The sequence below is a fragment of the Burkholderia sp. Bmkn7 genome, assembly GCF_041103175.1.
In the GTDB taxonomy this organism is placed as follows: Bacteria; Pseudomonadota; Gammaproteobacteria; order Burkholderiales; family Burkholderiaceae; genus Burkholderia; species Burkholderia cepacia.
In genome coordinates, this window is the sequence record NZ_JBGCUH010000002.1 from 1,828,477 (window position 1) to 1,853,892 (window position 25,416).

21 protein-coding genes are annotated in these 25,416 nt (G+C 67.6%); 10 read left to right on the forward strand and 11 right to left on the reverse strand.

What is annotated here, in order from left to right; all coding sequences use genetic code 11:
• The first annotated feature begins 108 nt into the window (after positions 1–108).
• The 4 genes from AB3K92_RS14170 to AB3K92_RS14185 all read left to right on the forward strand — a co-directional run bounded on the left by AB3K92_RS14170 (position 109) and on the right by AB3K92_RS14185 (position 2,767).
• Positions 109–846 carry a helix-turn-helix transcriptional regulator gene (locus AB3K92_RS14170; RefSeq protein ID WP_027791371.1) on the forward strand — a complete coding sequence of 246 codons (738 nt, stop codon included), beginning with the start codon at positions 109–111 and terminating at the stop codon, positions 844–846.
• A 77-nt stretch (positions 847–923) separates the two neighbouring features.
• Positions 924–1,910 (forward strand): pca operon transcription factor PcaQ, encoded by a 987-nt coding sequence (pcaQ, locus tag AB3K92_RS14175; protein ID WP_021159506.1) that lies wholly within the window; start codon positions 924–926, stop codon positions 1,908–1,910.
• 127 nt (positions 1,911–2,037) lie between these two features.
• Positions 2,038–2,397, forward strand: a complete 360-nt coding sequence (locus tag AB3K92_RS14180; protein ID WP_048021937.1) for a type II toxin-antitoxin system RelE/ParE family toxin — start codon at positions 2,038–2,040, stop codon at positions 2,395–2,397.
• A 73-nt stretch (positions 2,398–2,470) separates the two neighbouring features.
• Complete coding sequence (locus tag AB3K92_RS14185; RefSeq protein ID WP_042975052.1) at positions 2,471–2,767, forward strand: XRE family transcriptional regulator; 297 nt, start codon at positions 2,471–2,473, stop codon at positions 2,765–2,767.
• 142 nt (positions 2,768–2,909) lie between these two features.
• Here the strand turns inward: AB3K92_RS14185 and AB3K92_RS14190 are convergent, their stop codons facing one another.
• From AB3K92_RS14190 to AB3K92_RS14200, 3 genes are all read right to left on the reverse strand, one after another.
• On the reverse strand, positions 2,910–4,184 hold the full coding sequence (locus AB3K92_RS14190) for an APC family permease (RefSeq protein ID WP_060071640.1): 1,275 nt from the start codon (positions 4,182–4,184) through the stop codon (positions 2,910–2,912).
• A gap of 135 nt (positions 4,185–4,319) precedes the next feature.
• Positions 4,320–8,855 (reverse strand): DEAD/DEAH box helicase, encoded by a 4,536-nt coding sequence (locus AB3K92_RS14195; protein ID WP_369465296.1) that lies wholly within the window; start codon positions 8,853–8,855, stop codon positions 4,320–4,322.
• A gap of 221 nt (positions 8,856–9,076) precedes the next feature.
• Positions 9,077–9,601: a metal-dependent hydrolase gene (locus AB3K92_RS14200; RefSeq protein WP_021159502.1), complete on the reverse strand. Its 525-nt coding sequence runs from the start codon at positions 9,599–9,601 to the stop codon at positions 9,077–9,079.
• A gap of 421 nt (positions 9,602–10,022) precedes the next feature.
• On the opposite strand from AB3K92_RS14200, the gene ggt reads away from it, so the two are divergent.
• A complete protein-coding gene (gene ggt, locus AB3K92_RS14205) occupies positions 10,023–11,744 on the forward strand; it encodes a gamma-glutamyltransferase (RefSeq protein WP_369465297.1) in 1,722 nt (573 codons plus the stop codon).
• 86 nt (positions 11,745–11,830) lie between these two features.
• On the opposite strand, the gene AB3K92_RS14210 is transcribed toward ggt, so the two are convergent.
• Entirely contained in the window at positions 11,831–12,754 is a 924-nt protein-coding gene (locus AB3K92_RS14210; RefSeq protein WP_369465298.1) for an alpha/beta fold hydrolase, read from the reverse strand.
• A 353-nt stretch (positions 12,755–13,107) separates the two neighbouring features.
• Between AB3K92_RS14210 and AB3K92_RS14215 the strand changes: the two genes are divergently transcribed.
• Positions 13,108–13,557, forward strand: a complete 450-nt coding sequence (locus tag AB3K92_RS14215) for a helix-turn-helix domain-containing protein (protein ID WP_027791380.1) — start codon at positions 13,108–13,110, stop codon at positions 13,555–13,557.
• Positions 13,558–13,603: 46 nt separating this feature from the next.
• Here AB3K92_RS14215 and AB3K92_RS14220 read toward each other — a convergent pair whose 3' ends face one another.
• The 7 genes from AB3K92_RS14220 to AB3K92_RS14250 all read right to left on the reverse strand — a co-directional run bounded on the left by AB3K92_RS14220 (position 13,604) and on the right by AB3K92_RS14250 (position 21,282).
• Positions 13,604–14,215: an ANTAR domain-containing response regulator gene (locus AB3K92_RS14220; RefSeq protein ID WP_369465299.1), complete on the reverse strand. Its 612-nt coding sequence runs from the start codon at positions 14,213–14,215 to the stop codon at positions 13,604–13,606.
• 6 nt (positions 14,216–14,221) lie between these two features.
• On the reverse strand, positions 14,222–15,364 hold the full coding sequence (locus tag AB3K92_RS14225) for a transporter substrate-binding domain-containing protein (protein WP_059485061.1): 1,143 nt from the start codon (positions 15,362–15,364) through the stop codon (positions 14,222–14,224).
• Between the two features lie 32 nt (positions 15,365–15,396).
• Positions 15,397–16,956 carry a nitric oxide reductase activation protein gene (locus AB3K92_RS14230; protein WP_369465300.1) on the reverse strand — a complete coding sequence of 520 codons (1,560 nt, stop codon included), beginning with the start codon at positions 16,954–16,956 and terminating at the stop codon, positions 15,397–15,399.
• On the reverse strand, positions 16,953–17,792 hold the full coding sequence (locus tag AB3K92_RS14235) for a CbbQ/NirQ/NorQ/GpvN family protein (protein ID WP_369465301.1): 840 nt from the start codon (positions 17,790–17,792) through the stop codon (positions 16,953–16,955). Before AB3K92_RS14235 ends, AB3K92_RS14230 begins: the two co-directional genes overlap by 4 nt.
• Positions 17,792–18,274, reverse strand: a complete 483-nt coding sequence (locus AB3K92_RS14240; protein WP_369465302.1) for an AmiS/UreI family transporter — start codon at positions 18,272–18,274, stop codon at positions 17,792–17,794. Before AB3K92_RS14240 ends, AB3K92_RS14235 begins: the two co-directional genes overlap by 1 nt.
• A 68-nt stretch (positions 18,275–18,342) precedes the next feature.
• On the reverse strand, positions 18,343–19,380 hold the full coding sequence (locus AB3K92_RS14245; RefSeq protein ID WP_021159493.1) for an aliphatic amidase: 1,038 nt from the start codon (positions 19,378–19,380) through the stop codon (positions 18,343–18,345).
• 486 nt (positions 19,381–19,866) lie between these two features.
• The gene (locus AB3K92_RS14250) at positions 19,867–21,282 is read right to left on the reverse strand and encodes a TolC family protein (RefSeq protein ID WP_369465303.1); all 1,416 of its coding nucleotides are present in this window, start codon (positions 21,280–21,282) and stop codon (positions 19,867–19,869) included.
• 281 nt (positions 21,283–21,563) lie between these two features.
• Here AB3K92_RS14250 and AB3K92_RS14255 point away from each other — a divergent pair, with 281 nt between their 5' ends.
• From AB3K92_RS14255 to AB3K92_RS14270, 4 genes are all read left to right on the forward strand, one after another.
• Complete coding sequence (locus AB3K92_RS14255; protein WP_006495012.1) at positions 21,564–21,737, forward strand: hypothetical protein; 174 nt, start codon at positions 21,564–21,566, stop codon at positions 21,735–21,737.
• A gap of 225 nt (positions 21,738–21,962) precedes the next feature.
• The gene (locus AB3K92_RS14260; protein WP_021159490.1) at positions 21,963–22,148 is read left to right on the forward strand and encodes a hypothetical protein; all 186 of its coding nucleotides are present in this window, start codon (positions 21,963–21,965) and stop codon (positions 22,146–22,148) included.
• A 144-nt stretch (positions 22,149–22,292) separates the two neighbouring features.
• Positions 22,293–24,413, forward strand: coding sequence for a peptidase domain-containing ABC transporter (locus tag AB3K92_RS14265; protein WP_059552363.1), 2,121 nt, complete (start codon positions 22,293–22,295; stop codon positions 24,411–24,413).
• On the forward strand, positions 24,410–25,414 hold the full coding sequence (locus tag AB3K92_RS14270; RefSeq protein WP_059552361.1) for a hypothetical protein: 1,005 nt from the start codon (positions 24,410–24,412) through the stop codon (positions 25,412–25,414). Before AB3K92_RS14265 ends, AB3K92_RS14270 begins: the two co-directional genes overlap by 4 nt.
• Positions 25,415–25,416 lie beyond the last annotated feature (2 nt).

The window sequence follows — 25,416 nt, forward strand, 5'->3', positions numbered from 1 at the left end:
GTTCAGTGACAGCACGGAGCGGATTATGCAGACAAGTATCCGAAAGTGTTCATTTGCGTGCGCAGGTAGCCTAATATCTGACCTTGAGCATCATTTTTCGATACCAAAATGACCGAAACCGCCCAACTCATCGAAATGCTGAAGCGCCAGTTGAAGGCGCAGGGCATGACCTACCGCGACGTCGCGCGGGCGCTCGACGTCTCCGAGACGAGCGTGAAGCGGCTGTTCGCCAGCGGCCGCTTCACGCTGGAGCGTGTCGTGGAGATCGCCCAATTGCTCGGCTATACGCTCGCCGAGCTCGTGCAGGAGGCTTCCGCGTCGGCGCCGAGGCTGCGTGTGCTGACCGAGCAGCAGGAGGCGCTGCTCGTGTCGGACGACAAACTGCTGCTCGTTGCCGTCTGCGCGATCAACTACTGGACCGTGCAGGACATCGTGTCGACCTATCAGGTGACCCAGGCCGAGTGCGTGAAATACCTGCTGATGCTCGACCGGATGAACGTCGTCGCGCTGCTGCCCGGCGACCGGATTCGCGTGCGCGTCGCGCGCGATTTCGACTGGCTGCCCGGCGGCCCGATCCGCCGTTATTTCCATGCGCACGCGCTCGGCGATTTTCTCGACAGCCGCTTCGACGGCGAGGGCGAGACGATGACGTTCTCGCAGGGGATGCTGACGGAGGCCGCCGCCGCGGAGCTCGAACTGGAGTTGCGCCGGCTGCGCAGCAAGGCGGCCGCGCTGCATGCGGAATCGTCGTCCGCGCCGCTCGCGCAGAAGCACGGGACGAGCTTGCTGATCGCGAAGCGGATGTGGGAGCCGGCCGGTTTCCAGGCTCTGCGGCGTCGCGCGTGATGCGTCGTCGAACGCTTGGGGCGATCCGGAAAGTTATGCAAAATGGCGTTTCATCGTTAATCGCATAACCACTCGTTATGAATAACCGTATCGCCGACGGCCGCGTCAAGTTCCGGCACCTGCAGTGCTTTCTCGCGGTCGCGCAGTTGGGCGGCGTGCAGAAGGCGGCGGAAAGCCTGTCGATCACGCAGCCGGCCGTCTCGAAGACGATCGCCGAACTGGAGGCGATCCTCGGCGTGAAGCTGTTCGAGCGCGGCCGGCAGGGCGCGCAGCCGACCCGCGAGGCGCAGCTGTTCATGCCGCATGCGAACGCGTGCGTGCTGGCGCTGCGCCAGGGGGTCGGGCTGCTTGCGCGCGAGGGCGGAGCCGCCGCGGCGACGCTGGAAATCGGCATGCTGCCGACCGTCGCGGCGTCGCTCGCGCCTGCGTTGATGAAGGCGCTCGCCGAGCGTTGGCCGCGCGTCGTCGTGCGGATCGCGACGGCCGCGAACGCCGACCTGCTCGAGCGCCTGAAGTCGGGCGCGATCGAGTGCGCGATCGGGCGGCTGTCGGAGCCGGAGCGGATGATCGGGCTCGCGTTCGAGCAGCTGTACAACGAGCCGCTCGTCGCCGTCGTGCGTGCCGGGCATCCGCTGCTGTCAAGCGCGGCGCCGGCGGCCGAGCTCGCACGCCATCCGGTCGTGCTGCCGCCGTTCGGCACGCTGATCCGCCAGTCGGCCGAGCAGTTGCTCGGCGCCTGCGGCGCGCCGCCGCTGGATTCGTTCATCGAGGTGCTGTCGGTATCGGTCGCGCGCGCGCTGACGCTCGAAAACGATGCGGTCTGGTTCGTGCCGCTCTATGCGGCCGAATACGACCTGTCGGCCGGGGCGCTGGCACGCCTGCCGCTGCCGTCCGCGGGCACCGACGAGCCGGTCGGGCTCATCCTGCGCACCGATGCGCAGCCGTCGCCGGTCGCGCGGACGCTGATCGATGCCGTGCGCGACATCGCGCGGTCGCGGTTCGGCGATGCGCGAGCGCACCAGTCGCCACGCGCGACGCGCAAGCGGGCTCGGCGCGACGAATAACCCGGGGCGGATCGCGCGGCAAGCGCGGATCGACCATCCCCGGCTATCGAATTGGCCGTCCGGCCAGTAGCCGTCCCGGTCGTGCTTGGCATATCGTACCGATTTTGGTACGATGGGTGTCAAGACGATGACGAGACAGCAGATCCAGGTCACGCTCGGCGTGCGGTTCTTTCAGACGGCCCGTGGCAACGAGCCGGTGCGCGAATGGTTGAAGGCGCTCGGGCAAGCGGAGCGCAGGGTGATCGGCGAAGAGATCAAGACCGTTCAACTCGGCTGGCCGCTCGGCATGCCGCTGGTCCGGAAGATGGCACCGGATCTGTGGGAGATCCGCGTGGCGCTGCCGGGGCGGAGCGCCCGTGTGCTGTTTACGGTCGTCGGCGACACGATGGTCCTGCTGCACGGTTTCTTCAAGCAGTCGCGGGCCACGCCGTCGGACGATCTCGATGTCACCGTCGCGCGTCTCAAAGCGTTGACGCATGCCATCTGAATTTCCCGGTTGCGCCGGAACGCACCGTCTTCGACGGGCAGGCAGCCGGCAACGCCATGCATTGGAGTACCTCATGACGACCACGAACCATCCGCATATCGGCAGCGATTTCGATACCTTCCTCGAGGAAGACGGCAATCTCGAAGCGGCCACCGCCACCGCGATCAAGCGCGTGATCGCGTGGCAGATCGGGCAGGAAATGAAGGCGCAGCACATCACGAAAACCGCGATGGCCGCGCGGATGAAAACCAGCCGCGCCGCGCTCAACCGTCTGCTCGACGAAACCGACACGAGCCTCACGCTGGCGACGCTCGCGAGCGCGGCCGCCGCGCTCGGCAAGCGCCTCAGCTTCGCGCTGGTGCCGGCCTGACGAGCATGAAACGGCGGCATATGGCCGGGTTCGCGACCGATGCGCACGGCGCAGTGGCCGGCGCTCCGGCCAGCGGGTCGGCCATGATTCGCCGGCGTGTCGCCGCAAGCCGGCGAATGTCGGCCCGCGCGCAACTGCCGGGTTACTGGCGCGGTCCGGTCACCCGCAGATAAAGCAGCGCACCGCCCGCGAGCAGCAGCGGGCACAGGATGGCCCAGCCCGTCGTCAGGAACAGCCCGGCAACCGCGACCAGCGAAACCCACGCACAACGGTAAGCGATGCCGCCGCGCGGCAGCAACTTCAGCGCGGCGGCCGCACCGAGCCCATACACCATCACGAAACACCCGGACGTCACGAGCACGAGCGGTTTCGGTCCGACGTCCGAGATCGCCGTCGCGGCCAGCGCGACGGCCGCGAGCACGGCGATCACGCCGAGGCTGCGGCGCGGGACGCCGCCGACCTGGCTGCCTTGCGCGAGCCACGCGGGCAACGCGCCGTCGCGCCCGAGCGCCGCACCGAGCTTGGCCGCACCCGCGAAATACGCGTTCATCGTGCCGAGCGTGAGCAGCAGCGCGGCCGCGGCGGCGAGCACCTGTGCGTGACCGCCGATGCCGCCTGCGATCAGTTCGGCGAGCGGCGCGCCCGATGCGCCCGCGGAAGGCCCGAGCACCGTCACGCTCGCGGCGGCGACCGACAGATACAGGAACCCGACCACCACGACGGCGATCCCGGCCGAGCGCGGCATGTCGTGCGCGGGCCGTTGGAACTCGGCCGCGAGGTGCGTGATTGCTTCCCAGCCCGCGAAACTCCACACGAGCAACGCGGCGGCCTGGCCGACCGCGAGCCACCCGTGCGGGGCGAACGGATGCAGGTTCGCCGTGCGCGCATGCGGCGCGGAGGCGAGCACCGCCGCGAGCAGCAGCGTGACGAGCAACGCCGACAATACGAGCTGCATGCGGCCTGAAACGGTGACACCGAATGCATTCGCAGCCGATACGGTCGCGATCAGCGCGGCAGCCGTGACGACGACCGTCGTGTGCCCGCCGCCCGTGACGGCCGCGACGTACGCGCCGCCAAACATCGCGGCAGCCGGCGCGCCGGCCGGGACCGCGAAGTAGAAGCACCATCCGACGACCGCCGCGGCTTTCGGTCCGAATGCGCGCCGGGCGTAGGTCGAGACCCCGCCTGCATCGGGATAGCGCGCGCCGAGTGCAGCGAAGGTGGCCGCGAGCGGCCCGGACAACACGACCAGCGCGGCCCACGCGAGCAGCGACGCCGGGCCCGCGACCTCGGCGGCCAGCGCGGGCAGCGCGATCACGCCGGTGCCGAGCACCGCGCCGATATAGAGCGCGGCGCCCTGGAAAATGGTCAGCGAGCCCGCGTGATGAGCGGCGGGCGAGTCGGCGTGCGAGGGCATGGACAGCAGTCTCCGTAAATCTTGTTGTGCTGGAGCGCGGGCACCCGCGCGGAAAGTCGTTCGATGCTACCCGAAGGCAGGCGGTCGCGCGGCCCCGCGATCAGTAGTCGGTGTGGTGCCGCGTGTCAGCCGATGTCAGTGGCGGCGCGCGAGCCGCAGGCGCGCATCCTCGCGCGCGGCGGGCGATAGTTCGGGGGCGTAGTGGAACGCCCCCGAAACCAGCGAGGCGACGGGCACGCCGTCACGGAACAGCACGCGATTTCCAGCGAGGGCCGGCACCTTGTCGCCGGGCAGCAGCGTGCCGGCAAGATTCAGCGGATCGGCGCCCGTCACGCAAACGTACTGTCCGTCGCCCGGTTGCCGCCGCAGTTCGCGCAGGACCGGGATCGCTTCAGGCAGCGCGAACTGTTCGCCCGCGAGCCCGGCGACGAAGCGTCCGCCGCGAATCTCGCCGCGCGCTTCGAGGCGTTGCAGCACGCGCACGAGCTCGCGCCAGTTCGGCAGCCAGTCGGCTTCGCGTTCGAGCAACCGCCAGAACACGACGCCATAGCGGCGCAGCAGCGTCCAGACGATGTGTTCGAGTGCGTCGGGATCGGTCGCGGGCGCACCGCGCTTCGGTGCCGGCGTTGGCGTGTCAGCCGGTGCCGAAGCGCGTTGCACGAGCGCCCAGCGGCCGGCGTCGTCCATTCCGCCGATCAGCGCACCGCCGCGCCGCGTGCGCGGCACATAGGTCGCGCTGCGCTTGACGGCAGGCTTCAGCAGTGCGCGGAGGCCCGCGTAGCTGTCCGCATTCACGAGGCCGGCCGAAACGAGTTCACCGAGCGCCTGCTCGAGTTCGACGGGCAGCATGTGCAGGTCGTCGAGCAGCGCATCGAAGAACATCGCGCCATGCGCGGCGAGGGTGTCGCGCACCTGCGTGGCCCGTGCGGACAGCGCCGGTTGTGCGTCGGGATCGCGCAGCGCCTGCCAGGCGGAGAGGTGGCGGCGCGGCAGCAGCACGATCGGCGTCGTCTTCACCGGCGTGCCGGCCGCACGTGCCGGCGCGCCGATGCGCGTCCACACGAGCTTGCCCGAGCGGCACAGCTCGTCGAGCCCGCCCGCCGTGTAGTCGCTGAGCCGCGCGGGCAGCAGTGCGTCTTCCCATGCGCTCGCCGCGGCCTCGAAGCCTTCGAGTTGTTCGACCACGGCCGCGAGCGCGTCGCGGCCCGTGCCGCGCGTGTCGGGTGTCAGGTGTTGCCAGTGGAACAGGAAGCGCATGAAGTCGGCGCGCTCCACCGGCTCGATTTCGCGGCGCAGCCGTTTCACCGTGTAGCGATGAATGCGCGCAAGCAGATGGCGTTCGCACCATTCGTCGGTCGTCGTGCCCGGTGTGAACCGGCCGCGCATCACATAACCTTCGCGCTCCAGCGCCGCGAGCGCCGTCGCGACCGACGCCGGCGGCAGGCCGAGCGGTGTCGCGATCGCGTCGAGTGCAAGCGGGCCGAAACCGGTGAGCCGCGCGCGGATCACGTCGACGAGTGCGGCATCCGCTTCCCACGGCTGCGCGCAGGCAGCCGGTACCTTGAGCGCCGGCGCGATGCGGGCCTCGGGATGCAGCGCACGCAGGCACACGAGCCGTTCGACCGGCACCCACAGCGCGGCGCCGCCGGGCGTCACGAGTTTCGTCGCGCGGCGGCGTTCGGCAAGTTCCGCGAGCCGCTCGGGCCAGCCTTCGTGCGCGTGCGCTTCGCTGTCGGCGATGCATGCGAGCGTGAGCATCGCGTCGTGCATTTCGTCGGCGTCGCGCACGAGCGGCCAGGCTTCGTCGCGCACCGCATCGATCGCGTCGGCGTCGAGCGCGCCGAGATCGTCGGCCGATTCGGGATCGCTCCAGCGACGCGACTGCACGGCCTGCGTGCGGCGCTCTTCCAGCGGTGCGTCGTCGAGGAACGCATACGGTTTCGCGTTCAGGATCTCGGCCGCGAGCGGCGACGGCGTGGGCAGGTCGCGCGCGATCAGCTCGATCGCACCGCTCTCGATCCGGCGCAGCAGCGCGAGCCAGCCATCGGTGTCCATCGCGTCGTGCAGGCAGTCGTCGAGCGTCTGGTCGACGAGCGGGTGATGCGGTATCTCGCGTTCGCCGACGATGTTCTCGAGGCACGCGACCTGATCGGGAAACACGGTCGCGAGCAGATCCTCGCTCTTCATCCGCTGCAGTTGCGGCGCGGTGCGCTTGCCGCCGGTGAAGCGCGGCAGCGCGAGCGCCGTCGTCGCGTTCCAGCGCCAGCGCACGCCGAACATCGGCGCGTCGAGGAGTGCCTGAACGAGGACGTGTTCGGCGCTGGCCGAACGCAGGTAACGCCACACTTCGTCGAGCGCGAAGCTGTGCGCGAGCGACAGCGACAGGATGATCGCGTCGTCGGTCGCGGCCGCCTGCAGCTCGAAGTTGAAACTGCGGCAGAAGCGCTTGCGCAGTGCGAGCCCCCAGGCGCGGTTGATGCGGCTGCCGAACGGCGAATGGATCACGAGCTGCGTGCCGCCCGATTCGTCGAAGAAACGCTCCATCACGAGCGTGTCCTGCGTCGGCAGCGCGCCGAGCGCGGCGCGGGTGCGGGCGAGGTAGTCGACGATCTGGCGGGCGGCGTCGGGCGACAGGCGGAGATCGTCGACGAGCCAGCGCAACGCCGGCGCGAGGCGGCTCTCGGCGGTGGCGGCGACAACGGTGTCGTGCCGCACGTCGAGCGAGGCATCGGTATCGGCCTTGATCCCGGCCTTCGATTTCGCCTTCGCGCCCGCTTTGGCGTCGGTCCTCGGCGTGGGCTTCCCGCCAGTCCCAGTCCCTTCACCGACGCGTTCACGATTCTTGCCATGTGCGAGCCGGTCGCCTTCCGCGAACAGCCCGTCGAGCCGTGCGCGCAGCCGGCCGACCGCCGCCGACAGCTCGTCGCTGCGCCCCGGCGCCTCGCCGAGCCAGAACGGAATGCTCGGCGATTGGCCCTGCGCGTCCTCGACACGCACGCGGCCCGTTTCCACGCGAATGATCCGGTACGACTGGTTGCCGAGCTGGAACACGTCGCCCGCGAGGCTCTCGATCGCGAAATCCTCGTTGACCGTGCCGACCTGGATGCCCTGCGGTTCGAGCAGCACCGCGTAGTCGGCCATGTCGGGGATCGTGCCGCCCGACGTGGTCGCGGTCATCATCGCGTTGCGGCGCCCGCGCACGGTGCCGCCGACCACGTCGCGATGCAGATACGCGCCGCGCACGCCGCGGCGGCTCGTGAAGCCTTCGGCGAGCATCTTCATCACTTCGTCGAAGCGTTCGCGTGTCAGCCGCGCGTACGGCGCCGCGCGCGTGAAGCTCGCATACAGCGCGTCTTCCTGCCATTCCGCGCACGCCACTTCGGCGACGATCTGCTGCGCGAGCACGTCGAGCGGCGCTTCGGGAATCCGCAACGCGTCGAGCTCGCCGCGTTGCACGCAATCGAGCAGGGCCGCGCATTCGACGAGCTCGTCGCGCGACAGCGGGAACAGGCGCCCCTTCGGCACGCCGCCGACATGGTGCCCGGAACGGCCGACGCGCTGCAGGAACGGCGCGATGCCGCGCGGCGAGCCGACCTGGCAGACCAGATCGACGTCGCCGATATCGATGCCGAGTTCGAGCGATGCGGTGGCGACGAGCAGCTTCAGTTCGCCGCGCTTCAGGCGTTGTTCGGCGTCGAAGCGGTGCTCCTTCGCGAGACTGCCGTGATGCGCGGCGATCGCGTCCTTGCCGAGCCGGTCGGCGAGATGGCGCGCCATGCGCTCGGCGGTGCGCCGCGTGTTGACGAACACCAGCGTCGTGCGGTGCGCGGCCGCGAGCCCGGCGATGCGGTCGTACACCTGTTCCCACACGTCGGTGGCCATCACGGGTTCGAGCGGCACGTTCGGCAGTTCGAGCGCGAGGTCGCGCTCGCGTGTGTGGCCCGTGTCGACGATCGTGCAATCGCGCGGCGCGTCGGCCGGGCCGCCGACGAGGAAGCGCGCGACCGCGTCGATCGGTTTTTGCGTGGCGGAGAGCCCGATACGCGGCAGCGCACGGCCGGCTAGCGCGTCGAGACGTTCGAGCGACAGCGCGAGATGGCTGCCGCGCTTGGACGATGCGAGCGCGTGGATTTCGTCGACGATGACCGAGCGCACGTTCGACAGCATCTGCCGCCCCGACGTGGACGACAGCAGCACGTACAGCGACTCGGGTGTCGTGACGAGGATGTGCGGCGCGCGCTTGCGCAGCGCCGCGCGCTCGGCCTGCGTCGTGTCGCCGGTGCGCACGGCGGTGCGGATCGCCGGCACCGGCAGGCCGAGTTGCGCGAGCGATTCGGCGATGCCGGCGAGCGGCGCGTCGAGGTTCACGTGGATGTCGTTCGACAGCGCCTTCAGCGGCGACACGTACACGACGAGCGTCGCGTCGGGCAGCGTGCCGTCATGCGCGAGCGCATCGCGCACCAGATCGTCGAGCGCGCACAGGAACGCGGTGAGCGTCTTGCCGGAGCCGGTGGGCGCGGCGACGAGCGTCGAACGGCCGGCCTTGATGTGCGGCCACGCGAGCGCCTGCGCGCCGGTGGGCGCGGCGAACGTGCGCCGGAACCACGCGGCGACGGCCGGGTGGAACACGTCGAGCGCACGGGCGGCAGGGCGGGTAGCGGTGACGTCCATCGGAGCGTTGAAATAGGGTGCAAGCAGGGCGCAAAGCGTGCGCGAGGCGCGCACGAATCGAATCGCCAGTGTGCCAGACGTCGCGCGTGCGTGCCGGGTGCGCGTGTCGGCGCTCCGGACTCAAATGGGGGCCTGCACCGTACTTTCAATGGACGGAAAGTTGCGTGTGCGCCGGCGTATCGATAGCACGCCGAATCGCGTCGAATTGCGCCGAATTGCAACTAGACGCGATGCAGCCAGCCGAGCCAGTGTTCGAGCAGCGGCGCACGCGAGCACAACGATTGCGCGAGCCACAGCGTGCCGCCCCATGCGGCGCCCACGACGATCAGGTCGCAACGCCCGCTGTTCCACAGGTTGAGCGAATGACGCCGCCAGATCCACGGTACACCGAGCGGGTTCGGCCAGTCGGCGAGCAGGTGCATCACGCCGCCGCATGCGAAGCCGAACAGCGGCGCGGCCCACAGCGGATGCGGATGATGGATGAGCCCGTGCCAGCCGAGCGCGAGCAGCGCGATCCAGCCGATGCCCCAGTGCGTGATGGTTCGATGCGTGACCCACAGGCGGCGCTTGCGGCGCCACCATGCGACTTCGAGCCAGTCGGGCGCGGTACCGCCCGCGACGCCCGCCGCGAATGCGGCGAACATGCCCGAATGCCACGGGCCCGTGGCGCCGGTTTGTGCGACGAGGGCGGCGGCGGCGACACCGGCCGCGAAGCCGGACGCATGATGCGCGTTGTGTGATGCCATAGGAAGCGAGACGAAGAAACGTGAGGCGGCGCGTGAACGAACCGATGATGCGGTGCGAAAGCGGGGCGCTATCTTCGCAGATCGGATCGTGCAGCGGGACGGTCGTTTGCAGATTTTTTTTTCACGTGTCACGGGGCCTGTCGCGCAGTTCGCAACTTTCGGTTTTGTGCGCTGCGTGAGGACGTGAACCGGTGCGAACTGCGGCTGCGCGCCCGGTGCAAATTCGACCTGTCCGCATCCGTGTCGAGAAGCGGCGGCATGACGAGGCGCGCACAGCGAATGCGCTTTCATTGAATGTCACGTGTTCGACCCTTTTTGTCCCCCTATACTACGAAACCGGATATGGCCGTCGGTGCGCCGGCGGCCATGCGCGGGACAGGTGCTTTTCCTGCCTGAAGGAGATCCATATGGGGGACATGCAATGACTACGCTGAATCGCTTCAAATCATCCGCTGTCGTGCTCGCGACGGTGGCCGGCATCGGTTTCCTGCCGAACGCACCCGTCTATGCGAAGGGGCCGCAGCCGGCCGTCCTGACGAGCTCGGCAGTCGCGGTGGCCGACAAGTACAGCGCGGATGCCGCGGAGCGGATCTTCAAGGAAGGCGGCAACGCGATCGACGCAGCGGTCGCCATCGCCTTCACGCTCGCCGTCACGTATCCGGAAGCCGGCAACATCGGCGGCGGCGGCTTCATGACGATCTACAAGGACGGCAAGCCGTACTTCATCGACTACCGCGAGCGTGCGCCGCTCGCCGCGACGAAGGACATGTATCTCGACAAGGACGGCAACGTCGTCAAGGGCATGAGCCTGTACGGCCCGCGTGCGGTCGGTGTACCTGGCACGGTCGCGGGCATGTGGGAAGCGCAGAAGCGCTTCGGCAAGCTGAAGTGGAAGCAGGTGCTCGCGCCGGCGATCCACTATGCGCGCGATGGTTTCGTCGTCGACGAGCAGCTCGCGCAGCGCGGCGTCGACGCGTCGAAGGAGTTCGGCGGCAAGACCAACTTCGACAAGTATTTCTCCGGGCTGAAGGTGGGCGTGAACTTCAAGCAGCCCGATCTCGCCGACGTGCTCACGCGCATCGCGAACGGCGGCGCGGAAGGTTTCTACAAGGGCAAGACGGCCGAGCTGATCGCCGCATCGATGAAGACCGGCGACGGCAACGGGCTCATCACCACCGAGGATCTCGCACAGTACCGCGCGGTGTGGCGCCAGCCGGTGCAGGCGAAGTGGAACGGTTATGACGTGATCACCGCGCCGCCGCCGAGCTCGGGCGGCATCGGCCTCGTGCAGTTGCTGAAGATGAAGGCCGACCTCAAGCAGGACTTCGAGGGCGTGAAGCTCAACTCGCCGCAGTACATCCACCTCGTCGCGGAAATCGAGAAGCGCGTGTTCGCCGATCGGGCGCAGTATCTCGGCGATCCCGATTTCTACAAGGTGCCGATCGCGCAGCTGACCGACGACGCCTACATCGCGAAGCGGGCGGCCGAAGTCAACCCGAAGGAGCCGTCGGATACGAAGAGCGTGCAGCCGGGCCTCGGCACGACGATGCCGGAGAAGGCTGAAACGACGCACTTCTCGGTGGTCGACAAGTGGGGCAACGCGGTGTCGAACACCTACACGGTCAACGGCTATTTCGGTTCGGGCGTGATCGCCGACGGCACGGGCATCGTGCTGAACGACGAGATGGACGACTTCTCCGCGAAGCCGGGCGTGGCGAACATGTTCGGCGTGGTCGGCAGCGACGCGAACGCGATCGAACCGAAGAAGCGCCCGCTGTCGTCGATGTCGCCGACGATCATGACGAAGGACGGCAAGGTGTCGCTCGTGATCGGCACGCCGGGCGGCTCGCGCATCTTCACGTCGATCTTCCAGGTGATCAACAACATCTACGACTTCAAGATGCCGTTGAAGGAGGCCGTCGGCGCGATGCGCTTCCATCATCAGCTGCTGCCGCCGAACACGATCTTCTGGGAGCCGTACCACCCGATCGAAGGCGAACTCGCGAAGCAGATCGAGGCGCGCGGTTACACGCTGAAGGGGCAGGATTTCAGCGGCGACATCCAGGTGATCAAGATCGACGGCAAGACGCCGGAGGCGATGGCCGACCCGCGCGGGCGTGGCGTGACGCGGATCATTCGCTGACGTGAAGCGGTGCGCGCGCGGTTGCGAAGGCGGCCGCGCACGCCGTGTTCCGCAGCGGGGCGCCGGATGCCCGCTGCGGAACGCACTCAGCCGGTCGTCCGGATGAATCCGGCGATCCGCGCCGCGATGGCGTCGGGCGCATCCTCGAAACAGTAATGCCCGACACCCGCCAGCCGCTCGACGGGCGCGGACGGAAACAGCGCGGTGAAAAGCGGCAGGAAGTGTTCCGCGCCGAGCGTCCGGTCGGCGTCTCCCCAGATCGCGAGCGCGGGTTTCTCGCGTATCGCGCGCAATGCCGCTGCATTGGGCACCTCGAACCGGTGCGCGCCCTCGGCAAACCCGCGGGCCCATCCGATCGCGCCGAGACAGTCCGCCGGTTGCGCGAACGGCGCACCGTATGCGGCGATCCACGTGTCGGTGATGACTGCGTGGTTCTCGAAACCGTTCAGTTTCAGCGTGCTCAGGATGTTGAAGCCGAGCTGACCGAGCACGGTTTCGAGCGTGTCGTCGGCCGCCGCGCGCATGATCCACTGGAACCACGGCGCATCGCGACCGTTCGCGTTCAGGCGCTCGACGAGATCGGGCTGGCCGAACGGCGTCGGCCCGTTCGCGGACACGATCCGCCGGATCCGGCCGGGATGCCGCGCGGCGAGCCCCATGCCGACCGGGCCGCCGAAATCGTGCATCACGAGCGTGATGCGATCGAGGTCGAGCGCGAGCACGAAGCGCTCGAGGTTGTCGATATGGTCCTGCAGCCAGTAGCTGCGATCCTGCGGCGTCGCGCTTTTGCCGAAGCCCATGTGATCGGGCACGACGACGCGATGCGTAGGACGCAGCGCCGTCACCAGATGGCGGAACAGGTAACCCCACGTAGGTTCGCCATGCAGGCACAGAACGGTTTCGCCGTCGCGCGGGCCTTCATCCACGTAGTGCATCCGGAAGCCGGACGCATCGTCGAAATGCGGGGCGAAAGGAAAGGTGCCGTCGAACGTGGCATCGGGCCGGATCATCGAACGCTCCTTCGGTAGTCGGATAGTTTGGTTTCAAGTTGAAACTGAATCGAAGCGTAGGACATCGGGTTTCAAGTTGCAACCAGAAAGGAGGGCGGCCGCGATCGACGGATGCTTGGCCCGTAGGTGCGGGATGATGAGCCCGAACGAGGAAATGCCGGAATTTATACGCCGGATGTACGAACTGAAGTGCCAATGAGGCCCGAATCGGTCATGGCGTTCGTTGATCGCGAACAGTCGAGCCTCGCGCGATTGATCTTTCGTGTGACGAGTTTTATATTGCAACCATTCATTTCAACGAGCGTAACCGCCGTTCCAGCCGCATGCCCGGAACGGCATCGCCTCATGCATCGATGAACAGACGAACCACGCACGAAGATTCCCTTTGCGGGGTTGCCCGCCCGCTGGACGCGATCGGCGACTGGTGGTCGCTGCTGATCGTCCGCGACGCGTTCGACGGGTTGCGCCGCTTCGGCGAATTCCAGAAGAACCTCGGGCTGGCCAAGAACATCCTGGCCGCGCGTCTGCGCAACCTGGTCGCGCACGGAATCATGGACATCGTGCCGGCCGCGGACGGCGGCGCGCATCACGAATACGTGCTGACCGAGAAAGGGCGCGGCCTGTTTCCGCTGCTCGTCGCATTGCGGCAGTGGGGCGAGGATTTCTTCTTCGAACCCGACGAGGCGCACGTGCTGCTCGTCGACCGGAAGACCGGGCTGCCCGTCAGGAAGCTCGAGCTGCGTTCGCAGGACGGGCGCGTGCTCGGGCCGGAGGACACGGTCGTGTTGCCGCCGCCGGACTGACGCGCCTGACGCACCTGACGCGCGGCGATCGGCGATCGCGTCCGCGTTACCGCTTCAACAGCGCATGTGCGTGCACGATCTGCTCGGCGAGCTGGTTGATCGAGATGCGCCGCTCCATCGCCTGCGAGCGGATCTGCTGATAGGCCTCTTCCTCGCTGATCGCGTTGTGCTGCATCAGCAGCGTCTTCGCTTCCTGCAGCGTGCGCGCGGACATCACGCGCTGTTCCAGCTGCGCGATGCGGCGCCGGTATTCGTCGTGCCGCCGGCTCTGGTGACACGCGAGCGCCATCGCGCTCAACAGGCCGAACGAACGCACCGGCGTCGTCACCGCGCTCTGCGCATCGATGCGCAGCATCAGTTCGAGGATCGTCGGGCTTTCGTAGGTCGTGACGGCGATGAGCGGCGGCCGCGCATCGTCCTCGAGCCACGGGATCGACAGGTGCAGCAGGTCGGGCCGGACCGCGAGGATCACGAGGTCGACACTCTCCGGCAGCGCGGCGGGCGGCGGCCAGTGCTGCTCGCTCGGGCAACCGATGCGCGAGAGCTGCTCGACGAGCAGCAGGCCGTTGTCGTCATCCGGGTAGTACACCATCACGCGCAGCGAGCGCAGTTCGGCGAGCAGGCGCGGCGTCGAGCGGATCGGGGTGCGGGCGCGCATCGTCGGTTACGCCTTCTGTTCGTCGGGCGCGTGCACGCGGTCGCCGAGCGAATGCGTGACGAGGTACGGATCGGGATGCACGCGCCGCGTCGCTTCGCGCACGATCGTGAAATTGCCGTCGGCCGTCGCGCAGCCGATGCGCGGGTACAGGCACGTGTGCTGCGTGAGGCGGTCGATCTTCACGCGGCCCTGTGGCGCGTCGAATTCCGCGTCCGCGAGATGCTCGACGAGCCGGTCGCGCTGGTCGGTGCCGGCGCGCGCGAGCGCATTGGCGAACAGGTGTACCTGGAAATACGCGGCTTCCCACGGCGCGGAGGCGTTCGCGTCGTCGCCGAAGCGCGCCTTGAGCTGCGCGATGCAGCGCCGGTTCACGTCCGAATCGATGGTCTGGAAGTAGGGCGACGACGTGTAGTGGCCGGCCGCGGCCGCGCCCATCTGGCCCAGCTCGATCTCGGACGTCGTCAGGCTCGCGATCGGCATCCTGCGTGCATCGAGGCCGGCTTGCGCATACGCACGATAGAACGCGGCCGTGCTGTCGCCGACGAGCGTGCTGAACACGAAGTCGGGCGCTTTCGCGCGGATGTCCTCGACGACCGCCGCGAAATCCTGCTCGGACGCGACGAGCGGCATGTAGACCTCGCCGAGGATCTGGCCTTCCGGATGCTGCGTGACGAGGTCGATCATGATGCGGTTCGACTCGTACGGGTAGATGTAGTCGGACCCGACGAGATACACGCGCGCACCGAACTGCGCGGTCATGAACGCGGCGAGCTGCACGCTGTTCTGGTTCGGGGCCGCACCCGTGTAGATCACGTTCGGCGAGAACTCGAAGCCTTCGTAGAGCGTCGGGTAGAACAGCAGCTTGTCCCACTTCTCGACGATCGGAATCAGCGCCTTGCGGCTGCTCGACATGTATCCGCCGAACAGCACGTTCACGCGCTCGGTGGCGATCAGTTCCTCGGCGAGCCGCGCATAAACGGCCGGGTCCGAACAGGCATCGCGCACGACGGGCACGATCTCGCAGCCGTTCGCGCCGCCCGCTTCGTTGATCTCGGCGATCGCCTGCAGCGTGCCGCGCAACTGGCTCCGGCCAAGGTGCGACGTGCATCCGCTCTGCGAGAACAATACGCCAACCTTCACACTGTTCATTCGGTCGTTCCTGTCTCTTTCGGGTAGAGCCGTCACGCGGTCAGTCGCCCGGCCGCGTGCGCGACGACGGCCGGCAATGCGTCGCCGTTCGCCGCGTGCACGCAGCGCGGGCCGACGCCAAGTATTGTAGACAACCCGGGCGGCTCACCGAACGACAGACCGGCAATCGCGACACCTCGCCGCCGGCCCTGGCGTGCCGCGTGACGCGCATCCTCGACGAGGTAGCGCGGGTCGAACACGTCGATGTCGGCGGCTTCGCCGTCGCCGATCATCAGCACGGCGGCTCGCGCGCTCGCGGTTTCGCGGCGCAGCAAGGCCAGCGCATGCCGCAGTGCCGCGCCCGTGCGCGTGCTCATCCCGCTGTCGGCCGCGAGCAGCGCCGCGCGGCGGCCGGCGTCGAACGTTTCGCCGAAATCCTTGAAGCGCGCGTAGTACACGCGATGCCGTCCGTCCGACGTGTAGCCGTGCACGGCCCAGCGGCGCCGCTGCCGGTCGAACAGGTCGCCGAGCACGAACGCCGCGCGTTTCTCGAGCGTCGCGACCTGCGCGGCCGTCGACGCCGACAGGTCGAGCAGGATCAGCACGGGCCCGCGCGCGTCGTGCGGCACGCGGCGACGGAACACGCGCGGATCGGGCGCGTGCCCGGCGCGCCGGGCGATGCGTGCGGCGATCGCTGCGTCGACGTCGAGCGCATCGCCGTCGAGCTGGCGGCCCACGCGCCGCGGCAGCTCCGATGCGCGCGCGGCCGGCATTCGTTTTGCCGCGCGCCGGTCGGCGTCGATCAGGGCGGAAAGCGACGGCGGCGGCGCCGACGTGGCGGGCGCGCATTCGACGATCGTCGTCCAGTCGCGTCGTTCGCGCTGCGTGTGGCAATTCCACTCGGGATAGCGCGGCGCGTCGGGTGCGGACGGCGGTGCGTCGTCGCGCTCGTCGCTGTGGCCGCCGGTCGAGGCCGAGATCTCGACGCCGTCGTTGCCCGCCTGTTCGGCCGCCGCGGTGGCCGGCTGGGCCCACAGCCACGCATTGTCGTCGCGATAGGGCAGCCATGCGCCGTCGTCGGGTTCGAAGCGCACGCGCATCTGGCCGAGATCGTTCGCGAGCCTCGACGCAATAGTGCGAAATGCACGGTAATCGTCGAACGTGTCGCGCCGCTCGGCGAACAGCTGCGCGCCCTTGTCGACCCACGGGTTGCCGTCGCGATACGACGGATCGAACAGCGCTTTCGCGAGCCGCGCGCACAGGCAGCCGAACGTGAGCCCTTCGCGGCCGATCGGCGCGAACGCCGGCGCCCAGAACGTCGCGAGCCCCGGCCATTCACGGGCCAGCAGCGCCTCGACGCGCGCATCCTCGATCACGCCGGCGACGGCCGAACCGATCTGCGTCAGCGTGTCGGCCGGCTCGCCGGACGGCGAGTGGCGCCAGTGGGCCAGCGCGTGCGCGGCCGCCGCGATGCGCGCATCGGGCGGCAACGCACGGGGCACCCGCAGCGCGGCATGGCCGAGCGTCGCGCGCATCGCCGCATCGTCGAGGCGCACGTCGGTCTCGTGCGCGGTCATCCCGTGCAGGAAGCGGGCGAGTGGCAGTGCGCTCATGTCGCGAAGTGCGCGGCGGCCATCGTCTGCAACGCGACACGCGTGTCGGCATCGTCGGTCGCCGCGTCGCTGATCGCGATCCGGCAGGCATCGAGCGGCGCGAGCCCGGCGACGATCAGCCGGGCCGCGTGCACGAGCAGGCGCGTCGACGCGCCTTCGTCGAGCCCGTTGCCCGCCTGTGCCAGTGCACGCGTGCGCTGCGCGAGGTCGACGAGCCGGCGCGCGGTTTCGCGATCGGCGCCGCTTTCGCGCACGACGACGTCGGCCTCGTGCGCGGCATCCGGATAGCCGAAGTCGATTGCGATGAAACGTTGCCGCGTCGACGGCTTCAGCCGCCGGTGCTCGCCGTGATAACCGGGGTTGTACGAGATCACCAGATGGAAATCCGGATGCGCATGTACGACTTCGCCGAGCCGGTCGAGCGGCAGCACGCGCCGAGAATCGGTCAGCGGGTGGATCACGACCGCCGCGTCGGGGCGTGCCTCGACGATCTCGTCGAGATAGCAGATCGCGCCATGCCGCGCCGCGAGCGTGAGCGGCCCGTCGGCCCAGTAGGTGCCGTCGGCGTCGAGCAGGTGGCGGCCGGTCAGGTCGGCCGCCGACGTGTCGTCGTTGCACGCGACCTGGATCAGCGGCAAGCCCATGCGCCACGCCATGTATTCGACGAAACGCGTCTTGCCGCACCCGGTCGGCCCTTTCAGCAGGACCGGCAGGTGATGGCGGCAGGCCGTCTCGAACCAGTCGGCCTCGGCACCGGCCGGCTGGTAGAACGGCACTTCGGCGATGCGGTGCCCGGCGAGCGGATCGGTGGCCAGCGGCGTATCGCGTGCGCTCATTACCACCTCCCCGTCATCATCAGCATGCCGGGCAGCCAGCAGGTGCCGACGCCGATCGCGATCGTGTAGCTCGGCAGGAAGCGCACGGTCCGCTTCAGCCCGAGCGCGACGAAGAACAGGAACCACAGGCTCGACCACAGCAGCCACATCGCCCCGAAACGCGCGTCGCTCGACGTGCCCGCATAGACGAGTGCGCTGATCGCGACGAACAGGCAATACCAGCCGAGGCCGGCGCCTTGCAGCCCGCGCCACTGGACGGCGGCGAGATACAGGTACGTGAACGCGAACAGCAGCCCGCCCGCGCTCGAGAAAAACTGCGGCGGCGCCGACGCCTGCACGAGGCCGGCGAGGTTGATCAGCAGCGCGAGCAGCCCGACGAGCAGGTTCAGGCCGGCCGCGTCGCGCGGTTCGATGCGGCCGGTGAGCGCGACGCCGTTGACGACCAGCACCGCGCCGATGAAAAAGAGAGCGACACCGAGCATGATGAAGGCTCCAGAGTGAGACGGCGCCGTTCGCGCAGGCAGCGCGAACGGCCGGGCGGGGCGCGGGTTCAGCGATGCGCGGGCGCTTCGGACGGAATGCCTTCGATCGGGCATTCGGGCGTGCCGGGTGTCGCGCGTGTCAGGCGTTCGACGGCCTGGCGCGTGCCGTCCGGGTCGTTCACCCAGTTCGCATAGAACTCGAACGGGCATTGCGCGACGCCGTTCGGCGATTCGCCGGAACCGATCTTGCCCGTGTAGCCGCGGTGCAGCAGCTTGTACAAGTGGTTCTGCGACTGCATGTTGCGTCGCGCGTCGCGGATCAGGCTCACCGACAGCTCCGCGTACTGCACGCCGTTCTCTTCCTCGCCGCATTCGCCGAGCGTGCGGCCGTCGAAGCCGACGATCGCCGAGTGGCCGAAATACGAGTACACGCCGTCGAATCCGGACGCATTCGCGACTGCCACGTAGCAGTTGTTCATGAACGCCATCGCTTTCGACACGAGCACCTGCTGGTCCTTCGCCGGGTACATGTAGCCCTGGCAGCGCACGACGAGTTCTGCGCCGCGCATCACGCAGTCGCGCCAGATCTCCGGGTAGTTGCCGTCGTCGCAGATGATCAGGCTGATCTTCAGGCCCTTCGGCCCTTCGGCGACGTACGTGCAGTCGCCCGGATACCAGCCTTCGACCGGCACCCACGGCATGATCTTGCGGTACTTCTGCACGATCTCGCCCTGGTTGTTGATCAGCACGAGCGTGTTGTACGGCGCCTTGTCCGGGTGTTCCTCGTGGCGCTCGCCGGTCAGCGAGAACACGCCCCACACGTTCGCCTTGCGGCACGCGGCCGCGAAGATGTCGGTTTCCTCGCCGGGGATCGTCGATGCGGTGTCGTACATCTCCTTCGCGTCGTACATGATCCCGTGCGTCGAATACTCGGGAAACACGATGAGATCCATGCCGGGCAGGCCGCGCTTGATGCCGACCACGCGCTCCGCGATTTCGCGGGCGTTCGCGATCACGTCGGCGCGCGTGTGCAGGCGCGGCATCTTGTACTGGACGACGGCGACGCCGACGGCGTCGTTGCTGCTGGAAATATCGCCATGACGCATGGTGTGCTCCTGGTTCGGGTGAAGACGTGCGTTTTCGAAAGACAAAAAAAAGCCCTTGCCTCGACGAGCGAGGCAAGGGCTTCTTTGCCGGTCCGTTCATCCGACAACGCTGTCGGATAACGGGAATGCGGATGGGCGGCCCGAAACGGGGCCGGCGAAGCGCGGGCTAGCGGGCGCGCGCTGCGCACGATCGTGGGACGTCTTTGTCCGCCGGATCGATGGGATGCACTCTAGGCAAAGTTTTTTTTGGACGCAACATCGCGTATACCCCTGCACGCGGTGAGGGCGCGGCGTGCGTCCGGGATCGTGTATTGCGCCGCGCGATCGAGCGGGGTCGGACGCACGCTTGCGTGAACGACGGCGCGTTGTCGTGCCGCGCCGGCTTCGATGGATCGACCGGCCGGCGCGTCGGCATCGGTCATAAAGGTTGCGTGTGCAACCGTTTTGCGTGAAGCGCGATGCGCGCCGACCCACGCTCAACCACGCTTAACCACGGTCGCTCACCGCGTTGCTTTCGAGAAAGCTGTCCACCGCGATCAACGACTGTTCGTCGAGCGTGCCGAGCACGCTTTTCAGCTTCAGCTGCAGCTTCAGCGCATCGAGATAACTGTCGAACAGCTTCTGCCGGATGCCCGAGATGTCGCGCCGCAGGTTCAGCGTTTCGTACGTCGTGCTGTAGCCGACCTGGTGCGCCTTCATCGACGAATCGTATGCGAGCCGCGCGGCTTGCAGCGACTGCTGCAGCGCGCGGATGCGCTTGCCGACCGATTCGAGCGCGGACAGCGCCTCGCGATGATCGGTGCCCAGTTGCTCCTCGACTTCGCGCAGCCGGTTGCGGTACTGCTCGGTCACGTGCTCGGCTTCCACCTGCCGGTAGTACACGCTGCCGCCGGAGAAGATCGGGATCGTCACCTGCACGCCGACCGCGCTCTGATGGAAGTCGGAGCGATCGGTCAGGCCGCGCAGGTTCGGGTTGAGCCCGCGCGAATACGACGCGAACAGGTCGACGGTCGGCAAGTGCTCGGCGCTGACGCGCTTCGCGGCGAGCCGCGCGACCTGGACGTCGCGGTACGCCTGCCGGTACGCGGGGTTGTCCTGCGGCGCGTAGTCGCCCGACGGAATGCGCGGCGACGAGCCGCGCATCGCGAGCCGCGGCCAGCGCGAGAAATCGATCGTCGACCCGAGCAGCGTCTCGTAGCGCGCACGGCGCGCATCCACGTCGGTTTGCGCGAGGGCTTCGTCGGATTGCGCAAGACTGCGGCGCGCCTCGACTTCGGCCGTGTCGCCGATCGTCTTCATGCCGAGCTGTGCCATGCGTCGCGTATCGCTTTCGAGCCGGGTGAGCGCGTTCACCTCGTCGTCGGCCGACTGCAGTTTCTCGCGCGCGCTCAGCAGGTCGAAACACGCGTTCGCGACGCGCAGGATCAGGTCCTGCTTCGCGACCTCGAGCTTCTGTTTTGCCGATTCCTCGTACTCGGTCGCGCGCCGCATGTCGTACAGGTAGGGCACGTTGAACAGCGCCTGCGTGACCTGCGCGGAACCGTATGCGGCATTGCTCGATCCGCTGACGTCGATGCCGAACAGGTTCGCGTGCGTACCGTAGCGTCCCCATTCGAGCTGCGCGGCGGCCTGCGGCAACATTTGCGCGCGTGCTTCGGGGAATTTCTGGCGGGCCGCATCGTATTCGCTGCGCGCCTGCAGGTAGCGCGGATCGTGCACGACCGCGTACTGGTAGGCGGTGTCGAGGCAGAACGCATGCGCGTTCGCCGATACGCCGGCTATCGTTACAGCGAACAATGTCACGGTTGCAAGTCGGGGATTCCACCTAGTCGTAAAACTTGATAGGGAATTACCCGAATTCCGCGTCGCCGATCCGCCATTCGCGCGCCTCGTTTCAAACATGGCCGTCTCCGTCTCCTGCCCGTGCCGCAATGCATTGCGCCGGGATTTAAACGTATTGAAATTGAAATTCAAACAGCGTGAATGCCTGCCATCCGTGGCGCATCGGAAAACGCGCCTGTAAGAGTGTGTCCTCCATTGAATTCCGATGCGCCCGCATGATAGCCTGATTTCGGCTCGTAATCGCAGTGATTATTAGATTAACAAGTCGCTAGGGATTAAAAGCCGTTTGTCTTTCTATGAAGGTTCTTTGCATCATCTTTATTTTTTACGAGGAGAGAATGATGAAGGTCATGACGACGGAACAGGTCAGGAATGTGCATGGCGGCGGTGCGATCAGCTCGCTGGGTAGCCTCGCCGTTGACGCCGCGCCGGTGGTGACCGCGCTCGGCCAGTTCCTGCCGAGCCTCGGCAATTACCTGCAGAACCCGAAGACGTTCAATAACACCGGCAAGTAACCGCCGTGCGCGGGGAGGCGCCCCCCGCGCGAAATGCCGCGAAACAGAAGGAAAAGAATCGATCGCCGAAGTGGCAATAAAGCGAATCCGGAATGCATTATTTCCGGTTCGGGCGATTATCAGGAGGCGGGAGTGCCGGATTATCCCCGTAATAAAGTAAACGGCCATTGAGATTGCAATTGGCTGACGGTGGCGGGCATTCCGACAATATAAAGGCCACAACAAATGCGAGACATCACGGAAGAACAGGCCCGCCAGATTCGCGGCGGCGCGTCGCTTTACTCCAATTCGGCCGCCTATACGGTCGATCTCGTCAACCAGTCGATCGGGACCACGCTGCAGGGCCTGATGACCCAGTACCAGGCCCGCGCCGTCGAACAGTTCCGGATGTCGCTCGGCTCGTCGCGCTGAGCGGCCCGCCAGGCGGCCGGTAACACCGGTCTTCCGTCGCAGCCGGCAGCGTGCCGGCTGTGCCCTTGCGTATCGCGCACGACCCGCCACGGGCCCGCACCGGCAGGCCCGGGCGGCGTGTCGTCGCGCCCCGGGTGCCCGACCATGCTCTTCAATACGCGTAAAGTCCGTCCGGTCCTGCAGGACGAGGTGACGGAGTGCGGCCTGGCCTGCCTCGCGATGATCGCGTCGTGGCACGGGCGCGAAACGACGTTGCGCGCGCTGCGCAACCGCTATCCGGTCCGGATCGATTCCGGGCTGTCGTTCTTCGACCTGATGGAGATCTCGAACGATCTCGGCCTGCGCGCACGCGGGCTGCAGTTCGACGCGGGCGAACTCGACGCGCTCAAGACGCCGTGCATCCTGCACTGGGGGATGAACCACTATGTCGTGCTGACGAAGGTCGGCTACGGCAGCGTGCACATCGTCGATCCCGCGCTCGGCGAAACGAAGCTGCCGCTCGCGCAGGCGCTCACGCACATCACGGGCTACGCGCTCGAACTGAATCCCGATATCGGCTTCACGCGGGCGGGGCGGGCCGACCGGATCCGGCTGCGCGACTACCTCGAAGGGCTGACCGGCATTCGCAAGAGCCTCGCGATCGGCATCGCGGGCGGCGTCGCCGCGCAGCTCCTGCTGCTGCTTGGCCCGTCGTACGTGCAATTGACGATCGACGAGGCGCTGAAGAAGACCGACGTCGACATCCTGTACCTGCTGACGATCCTGTTCGCGATCGTGTTCCTGTTCGACACGCTTTATGCGAACCTCGTCGGCAACATCAAGAGCTACCTGCGCAACATCGTGTCGCAGCAGTTGTCGGCGAACATGGTCGGGCATCTCGCGCGGCTGCCGATCGGTTATTTCCTGTTCCACAACACCGGCGATTCGATCTCGCGCGTGTCGTCGGTGTCGGAGGTCGGGCGGTTTCTCGTCGACGGGCTGGTCGGCGGGCTGCTCAATGTCGTCACCTGCACGCTGACGCTCGTGCTGATGCTGTACTACAGCCCGGTGCTGGCCGGCATCAGCCTGGCCGGGATGGTGCTGTTCGCGCTCAGCCGGCTCGCGATCCAGCCGCAGCTGCAGGACGCGATGTCGCAGATCCTCACGCGCGGCGCGGAAGCCGACGCACTGCTGATCGAGAACATCCGCTCCGCGCACTCGATCAAGCTGCTGTCGGCCGAAACCGCGCGCAGCAGCCTGTGGGTCAACGCGTTCACGCAGAAGCTGCAGGCGATGCGCCAGCAGGAGCGGCTGCAACTGCTGTTCGATGCGGTGTCGAAGGGGATCGTGCACGTCGAGCAGCTCGTGATCGTCACATACGGCGCGTGGCTCGTCATGCACGGGCAGAGCACGATCGGCGTGATCTACGCGTTCATCCAGTACAAGAACCTGTTCGCGGACAAGTTCATCGATTCGATCCAGCTCTACGTGCGCCGCAAGGTGTTGCAGGTGCACATGGACCGCGTCGCCGACGTGTTGCAGACCGAGACCGAGGAACCCGCGCCGGACGCGGTCGTGCGGCCCGTCGACGGTTTCGACGGCACGCTTTCCATCCGCGCGCTGTCGTACACGCCGAAGGGCGGCAACCGCCCGATCCTGCGCGACATCGCGCTCGACGTGCCGGCCGGCAGCAAGATCGCGATCGTCGGCCGCACCGGCAGCGGCAAGACGACGCTGCTGAACCTGATCTGCGGGCTCGTGCGGCCCGAGCCCGGCACGCTGTTCGTCGGCGGCGTCGATCTCGCGGAAGTGAACCTGCGGCAGTACCGCAAGCATCTCGCGGCCGTCACGCAGTCCGACCAGCTGTTTCGCGGCACGATCCGCGACAACATCACGAACTTCGCGCCAGCACCGCGCATCGGCGCGATGTTCGACGCGGCGAAGCTCGCGTGCATCCACGACGAGATCGAGCGGCTCGACCATCGCTACGACACGCCGCTCGGCGATACGCAGAAATTCCTGTCGGCCGGGCAGATGCAGCGGCTCCTGATCGCGCGGGCGCTGTATTGCGAGCCGCGCCTGCTGATCCTCGACGAATTCTCGTCGAACCTCGATCAGGCGACGACCCACGAGATCTGCCGCAACGTGCTGACGCTGCCGTGCACGATCGTGCTCGTCACGCACGACGCGTCGATCCTGTCGATGGTCGACCGGATCTACCAGATGCACGACGGCGTATTGACCGACGCGACCGATGCGTGGCGTGCGGCCGAGGAGACACGGTGATGCTCGGGCGACTCTTCCTGCTCAATCCTTTCTCGTATGCGTTCCTGGTGCGGCGCGCGGTGCGGGCCGTCGCGCTGCGCACGTCTCCGGCGCGCGGGCTGCGGCTGATGCGCTGGTGCTCGGGCGCGTGCCTGCGCTGCTTTCCGTGCATTCGCGAGTCGATCGAGCGCGCGGTCGCATACATGCTGAGCGCGCACCTGAACGACGATCCGCGACGCGTGCGGGATGTGTCGGCGGCGATCGTGCGCGAACTGTTCGAAGCGGAATTCGCGGGGCTCAAGCTGCGCACGCACAGCCTCGAATCGATGAAGTCGATGATCGACGGGATGGCGTGCGAAGGCGACGCGCAGCTGCGGGCGGCACTCGCGCGCGGCGGCCCGCTGATGCTCGCGGGGCTGCACTTCGGCAACCTGATGCTGTTCGTCACGAAGCTGCGCTTCATGATTCCCGACGACCGCAAGCTGATGGTGATCCTGCACCGGGATGCGCCCGGTGCGTTCTTCGACGATGCGCTGCGGCTCGTCGCCGAATACGGCGCCGGCGAAGTCGAGTTCATCGACATCGAGGAGCGCGTGCACCTGCGGCGGCTGATCACGAGCCTGCGGCGCGAGGCGCCCGTGTTCCTGCTGTTCTCCGACCTGCACGGCAAGTTCGGCAAGACCAACCGCTGCCGGCTCGGCGGCCGCTGGGTGCGGATGGCCGGCGGCGGCGTGAAGCTCGCGGTCGAGCAGGGGATTCCGCTGCTCGTCGCGTATGCGACGGGCGTGCCGTTCCGCGATCGCTGCGCGGTCCATTTCACCGAGCTCGCGGACAGCCCGCTCGTGCCGATGCTCGGCGCGGACGACGACGCGTCGCCGGTGCGCGCCACGCACCAGCGCATCGTCGACCGTCTCGAACAGGCGCTCGTGCGCCAGCCCGAGCAGTGGCATTTCTGGGAACACTTCACGCCTTACCTGATGCCGACGCCGCTGCTCGATGCGGCCGCGCGGCGTCGCTCCTGACG